The sequence below is a fragment of the Petrachloros mirabilis genome (genome assembly GCF_975968855.1).
Genome location: NZ_CDLUDY010000178.1, coordinates 1 through 6,072, shown reverse-complemented (window position 1 = coordinate 6,072; position 6,072 = coordinate 1). Strand labels below are relative to the sequence as shown.

6 protein-coding genes are annotated in these 6,072 nt (G+C 55.0%); 3 read left to right on the top strand and 3 right to left on the bottom strand.

From position 1 onward, the window contains the following. Positions 1–1,022 (top strand): 3-isopropylmalate dehydratase large subunit (gene leuC, locus ACWVCN_RS07330; protein ID WP_455244909.1); only part of this gene is annotated, 1,022 nt, incomplete at its 5' end. Positions 1,023–1,121: 99 nt separating this feature from the next. Next, positions 1,122–1,745, top strand: coding sequence for a 3-isopropylmalate dehydratase small subunit (gene leuD, locus ACWVCN_RS07325; protein ID WP_455244908.1), 624 nt, complete (start codon positions 1,122–1,124; stop codon positions 1,743–1,745). Between the two features lie 53 nt (positions 1,746–1,798). On the opposite strand, the gene corA is transcribed toward leuD, so the two are convergent. After that, a complete protein-coding gene (gene corA / locus ACWVCN_RS07320) occupies positions 1,799–2,854 on the bottom strand; it encodes a magnesium/cobalt transporter CorA (RefSeq protein ID WP_455244907.1) in 1,056 nt (351 codons plus the stop codon). Between the two features lie 142 nt (positions 2,855–2,996). On the opposite strand from corA, the gene ACWVCN_RS07315 reads away from it, so the two are divergent. Next, positions 2,997–3,812, top strand: a complete 816-nt coding sequence (locus ACWVCN_RS07315; protein ID WP_455244906.1) for a 3'(2'),5'-bisphosphate nucleotidase CysQ — start codon at positions 2,997–2,999, stop codon at positions 3,810–3,812. Between the two features lie 97 nt (positions 3,813–3,909). On the opposite strand, the gene ACWVCN_RS07310 is transcribed toward ACWVCN_RS07315, so the two are convergent. Together ACWVCN_RS07310 and ACWVCN_RS07305 are read right to left on the bottom strand one after the other, a co-directional pair. Further along, entirely contained in the window at positions 3,910–4,380 is a 471-nt protein-coding gene (locus tag ACWVCN_RS07310) for a hypothetical protein (RefSeq protein WP_455244905.1), read from the bottom strand. Positions 4,381–4,519: 139 nt separating this feature from the next. After that, positions 4,520–5,674 (bottom strand): pyridoxal phosphate-dependent aminotransferase, encoded by a 1,155-nt coding sequence (locus tag ACWVCN_RS07305; protein ID WP_455244904.1) that lies wholly within the window; start codon positions 5,672–5,674, stop codon positions 4,520–4,522. Between the last annotated feature and the right edge of the window lie 398 nt (positions 5,675–6,072).

The following is a 6,072-nucleotide window of genomic DNA, read 5'->3' as shown; positions in this document are numbered from 1 at the left end:
GTGATTCGCATACGTCAACCCACGGAGCGTTCGGTGCCTTGGCCTTCGGGATCGGCACGAGCGAAGTCGAGCATGTGCTGGCGACACAATGTTTGGTTCAGAAACGGCCCAAGACGATGGAGGTGAGGGTTGACGGCGTCCTCTCGGATCGATGCTCGGCGAAAGATGTCATTCTTGCGATCATTGGGAAGATCGGAACGGCCGGAGGCACCGGTTACGTGATCGAGTACACAGGGTCGGCGATACGTGCACTGAGCATGGAAGGACGCATGACCCTCTGCAATATGTCGATCGAAGGGGGTGCCAGAGCCGGCATGGTAGCGCCGGACGACAAAACCTCCGCATATATCAAAGGCCGGCCGTTGGCACCGGCGGGTGATCTGTTCGAGCAGGCGATACAGGCCTGGGATCACCTCAAGACGGATCCCGATGCCAAGTATGATGCAACGGTTGTGCTGCGCGCCGAAGATATCGCGCCACAAGTCAGTTGGGGCACCAGCCCTGGCATGGTAACCGGTATAGACCAGAAGGTACCGGATCCTAATGCGATCCCCGATGAGAAAACGCGTCACGCCACTGAACGTGCGCTCGAGTATATGGGATTAAGCCCGAACATGCCCGTCACGTCGATTGCCATCGACAGAGTCTTCATCGGTTCCTGCACTAATTCACGCATCGAAGACTTACGGTTGGCAGCAAGCCTCGCCAAGGGGAAGAAAGTTGCCAAGACGGTGCGCGCGATGGTTGTGCCAGGCTCGGGCCTCGTGAAACAACAGGCGGAACAGGAGGGACTGGATAAGATCTTTACCGATGCCGGTTTTGAGTGGCGCGAAGCCGGTTGCAGCATGTGCCTCGCGATGAATGCCGACGTCCTTCAGCCCGGCGAACGGTGCGCCTCTACGAGCAACCGAAACTTTGAAGGTCGCCAGGGTGCTGGCGGCCGGACACATCTCGTGTCTCCCGCCATGGCCGTGGCCGCGGCAGTGGAGGGTCATTTCGTCGACATCAGGACGTGGTCCTGACTCATGGGTGTAAGGCCCGGTGCAAAAGGCTCGAGGGGGGGGAACCCTTTGTCACTCCTGCCGCCCCAAGCGTCTTACGTTTCGCATTAAGGAGAACGAGTGCAAGCGTTCACAACTTTGACAGGATTGGTCGCCCCGCTCGATCGGGTCAACGTCGACACAGACCAGATTATTCCCAAACAATTCTTGAAGACGATCAAACGGACCGGTTTGCGTGAGGGGTTGTTCTACGATTGGCGCCGCTTAAAGGACGGATCTCCTGATCCTTCGTTTTTCCTGAATCAGCCGCGCTACCAGGGCGCGACGATCCTCCTGACCCGCGACAACTTCGGCTGCGGGTCCTCACGCGAACATGCTCCCTGGGCGCTGCTCGACCAGGGATTCCGATGCGTCATCGCGCCAAGTTTTGCCGATATTTTCTACAACAATTGTTTTCAGAACGGCATCCTGCCGGTGGTATTGAAGCCGGACGAAGTCCAGACACTCATGAAAGATGCGCTCGGTTCCCAGGGATTCACATTGACCGTCGACCTCGGCAAGCAGATCGTGACGACGGTCTCGGGCCACAGTTTTCGGTTCGAGATCGATCCCTTTAGAAAAGATTGCCTCTATCGTGGCTTGGATTCGATTGGTTTGACTTTGCAGCATGAGCCGGCGATTGCTTCGTACGAAACCCGGCGAAAGGCTGAGGCTCCCTGGCTGTTCACGGACCTGCGCTCCTGAGTCACAGAAGCGTCGAACCAGTTGCGGTCCGGACTCCCGCCGCAGGAGTCCCCTCACAACCATCCCTTTTTCCGAAACAACGCCAACATCCCGATACCCACGGCTGCCATGACGGCCAGTACCAACGGGTACCCCCACTCCGCTTCCAGCTCCGGCATGTATTCGAAATTCATTCCATAGATGCCGGCAATGAAGCTGAGCGGCATGAAGATCGTCGTGATGACGGTCAGGACGCGCATGACCGTATTCAGCCTGTAGCTGACGCTCGACAGGTAGATGTCGAGACTCGCCGACACCATTTCGCGAAGTGTTTCGATCGTGTCGACAATTTGCACGACATGGTCGTACACGTCGCGGAAGAAAAGTTTCGTGCTCGGCTGGAGAAATGGGGAATCAGATCGTGACAGACTGTTCATCACTTCGCGTAGTGGCCAGACCGCACGGCGGAGCAACAACAGCTGCCGCTTGAGCGCATGGATTTTTCTGGGCGTATCAGGCTTGGGATCTTCAACGACCACGTGTTGCAGGGATTCTATTTTTTCACCAAGAGATTCAAGCACTGCGAAGTACTGGTCAACGATGGCATCAACCAGCGCGTGCAGCAAATAATCCGCTCCGGATTGGCGAAGTCGGCCTTTGCCGCTCCGTATATGCTCCCGGACCACCTGAAAGACATCCAGCCCATTTTCTTGAAAAGAGAGGACAAAGTTTTGTCCGAGGACGAGGCTGACCTGCTCGACCAGTACATCATGACGCTCTGTTAACGTGAGCATCTTCAGGACAATGGAAAAGTATGTATCGTAATCGTCGAGCTTCGGACGCTGGTCGGTGTTGGCGATGTCTTCCAACAGCAGAGGGTGGAGCGAAAACTGTTTGCCCAAAGACTCCAATAGATCCATGTTGTGGACACCGTTCACGTTGACCCATATGACCGATTCGTCGGCCGGCGGACTCAGACGGTCCATCTGTACTATCTGCTGCTCATCGCACCGGCTCCCTGAATAGTGAATTGCCGTAACCGTGACTTCATCGGATTTCTTCTCACCGATATGAACGATGGTCCCGGGGGGAAGACCGGATTTTCGGGAGCGTTTTTGGATGAGTTTCATATGGGGAAGTCCTCGCAGTATCTCGCTTGTACGCAGATTTCCAGGACGGGTCAAGGGGAACCGTGCATTGGTTTCGACTTGTGCTTTTTCCTACACGCGAGACCTGTTAGGCTATCGATTTGCGAAGGGAGAACCTATCACAATGCAACGCGAGTATAACCAGCTCGTTGCCACAATCAAGCAAGCAGGCCGCCGGGCGTTGGACCTCGCGGATCGAGGTTTCGAAGTCCACACGAAAAAGGATCGCTCGCCCGTGACAACGGCTGACTTCGAGGTCAATCGCATCCTGTTTGAAATGCAACAGGAACACTTTCCCGATGACGGCTGGCTCTCCGAGGAGTCTCCCGACGATCACAATCGCCTCGGCAGCACAAGAGTCTGGATCGTTGATCCCATCGACGGGACCAGGGCGTACATTAATCGCCTGCCGGAGTTTTGCATTTCGGTCGCCTTGGTTCAGGGACATAGTCCTATTCTGGGAGCCATCTTCAATCCTTCAACCGATGAACTTTTTACCGCGGTTCGCGCGCAGGGTCTCTTGGTAAACGGGAAGCCCTTCGTTCCACCCCCTTGTCTACGATCCAAGCCGCTTGTACTGGTGAGTCCGAGAGAATTCAACAGCGGCCGCTGGGCAGATTTCCTCGACCGTGTTGAATGCCGACCTGCGCATTCCATCGCCAATGCCCTGGCATCGGTCGCGGCCGGCCGCGTCCAAGCCGTTCTCACCATTGAGCCTGAAAATGAATGGGATCTGGCGGCCGGCGCGATTCTTATCGAAGAAAGCGGAGGAAGCGTCTCCGACGGGGCCGGCCAACCGTTGGCATTCAATCAACCCGCCCCGCAATTCACCGGCGTGATCGCGGTCGCCGCGACAGCAGAACCGAATTTCATGTCATTGCTGCAGGCTCGGGCTGACCAGGCCCGTTCAAGGAATGGACGCACTGGCCGTCGCGTATAAGGGTGGCTCGCTGACGGTATAACTTTCAAATTTGTGACTGGGAGGCAAATCAGACCTCTGTGAGCTGATTCATCTGGAGGGAGAACGTGCCGGCGGTCTAAGGAACAGGAGTCTTGTCAAGCGCTGCGGTTTTAGCAGATTTCCTCGTCAGGTGGAAGGTACCGCCTTCCTGAGCCGGTGAATGGTCTTCCCCTATGCGGGTGTACCACCAACGACCTTCGCCGTCCGAATAATCAGGCGAGAACTTAACGGCGAATCCCCCCTCACGGTCATTCTCTTTCTGGTACCACATGCCATGCCAACTATGATCGGACAGGGCGGTTGTTTCAAAGCGACCATCTTTCCACGGATAGGTACCGTTCCCCTGTTCGTCGAGCGTGAGGGTAACGACCGCGCCGTCTTCATACTCCCATTCACCGGCCAGTATACGGCGATCCTCCGCCGTTCCGGAGACAGCCGGGATATCCTGCATCTTGGAGTCATCGGGTTGAATCGCTGGAACCGTACAAGCGGCAGTCGCGACAACAAGACCGATCAGCAAGGAATTATTGAAACCTCTTCGGAGCATAAGGAACTTCATACCATGAGAATATCGATAGGACAAGGCTTCAGGAACAATTTCTCAGTGCCTAAGAGACAGTTGAACAACTACATTCTCACGATTCTCACGCCGCAGCCACCCAGGCCTCTGGCTTCTTCACAACCTTCTACGAGAGTCGTGCGATTCTTCGGCAAGCTTCGTCGAGGTCAGCATCTGTCTTAGCATAGCTGAACCGAATAAACCGAGCGCCTTCGGGTCCCGAGAAGAAGGCTTCTCCAGGGACTCCTGCGACACCGACGGTCTTCAAGAGATGCATAGCCCGTTCTTTTCCGGTGTCACCGGGGAGTCTGGTAGCATCTGCTAGTACATAATAAGCCCCCTGTGGAACTGAGGGTTTCAGACCTGCCTGAGCCAATGCCGCACAAAATCTATCCCGCTTTGCTTGGTAATCCATCGCTAATTGCCCATAGAATGAATCGGGCAGCTCTCCAATCCCTATGGCCACTCCCGCTTGCAGCGGCGTCGGCGCGCAGACGTACAGCAGGTCGTTCATCGCCCCTATCGCCTTCGCCCATCGTTCAGCTGCGACACTGTAGCCGATACGCCACCCTGTAATGCTGAAGGTTTTTGAATAGCCACCGATGGTGATCGTTCGCTCAGCCATATCGGGGAGAGCGGCCATGCTCACATGCCTACATCCGTTGTAGAGAAAATATTCGTAGATCTCGTCGGTGAAAATAAAAAGGTCGTGACGTGTGGCAACCTGAGCGATTCCTTCAAGCTCATGTTGGGAAAACACTTTTCCGGATGGATTGCCAGGAGAATTGACGATGATCGCTCTTGTCCGCGTGGTCACCGCCTGTTCGACGTCTTCCAGAGCAAACGTCCAAGACGGAGCCTGCATCTTCACCACGACTGGAATTGCATCGACCGCTAATAGAGCACTGATGTGATATTGGTAATACGGTTCAAAGAGGATGACTTCGTCGCCCGGAGTAAGGAGCGCAAGGCAGGCCGCATGGAAGGCACCCGTCGCCCCGGCACTCACGGTGATATCGGTTTCCGGATCAGCCTTTATTCCGTTGTCGCGAAGAAGTTTGACGGCAAGCGCGTTTCTGAGCTCCGGCAGACCGTCGAAGCGGGAATAAACATTCCTTCCCGATTCCATCGCCTGGGCCGCTGCCTTTATGACCACAGGAGGAACCGGAGTGTCGCATACCCCCTGCGCCATATTCAAACCGTTTTCCTGCATGCACGCCTGTGTCATGGCGCGAATCTCCGAATGACCTAAACAGGCCATTCGTTCGTTCAGATGTTTCATATTAATCGTTCTCCTTTCCGCGCCAACCTTTTCGCAGAGGGTTTGAAAAAGTTCAAGTGCCCGGCCAACTTCATGATGGTCGTTTCAATTACTCCATAGAAGTCGTGAGGGTTTCTCTTTTATGGACTTTGACCGCCCATATGGAGTTCGTCCGGGAAAGGAATTGTTGTCTGCACCTTTTGGAGTTAGTCCTTTCGGAGAATGCCAGAGGGCAATCCCGTTTATAGTCTTATGAAAGATCATGAGATTCACTGGTATTAATCGTGATGCAGAAGAAAGGACGAACCATGAGCAGGGCTGCATCTTTTTCCGATCGAACGGCTCCTGAATCGAACAAAGACAAGAGAACGGACCGCTGCGGTCGTCGCATACCCCTTGACCGCAGAATGTTCTTTTTC

Bases quoted from the DNA above. Each gene is read 5' to 3' on its own strand.
- corA (WP_455244907.1), bottom strand. From the start codon at position 2,854: ATGAAACTCATCCAAAAACGCTCCCGAAAATCCGGTCTTCCCCCCGGG.
- ACWVCN_RS07315 (WP_455244906.1), top strand. From the start codon at position 2,997: ATGCAACGCGAGTATAACCAGCTCGTTGCCACAATCAAGCAAGCAGGC.
- ACWVCN_RS07310 (WP_455244905.1), bottom strand. From the start codon at position 4,380: ATGCTCCGAAGAGGTTTCAATAATTCCTTGCTGATCGGTCTTGTTGTC.
- ACWVCN_RS07305 (WP_455244904.1), bottom strand. From the start codon at position 5,674: ATGAAACATCTGAACGAACGAATGGCCTGTTTAGGTCATTCGGAGATT.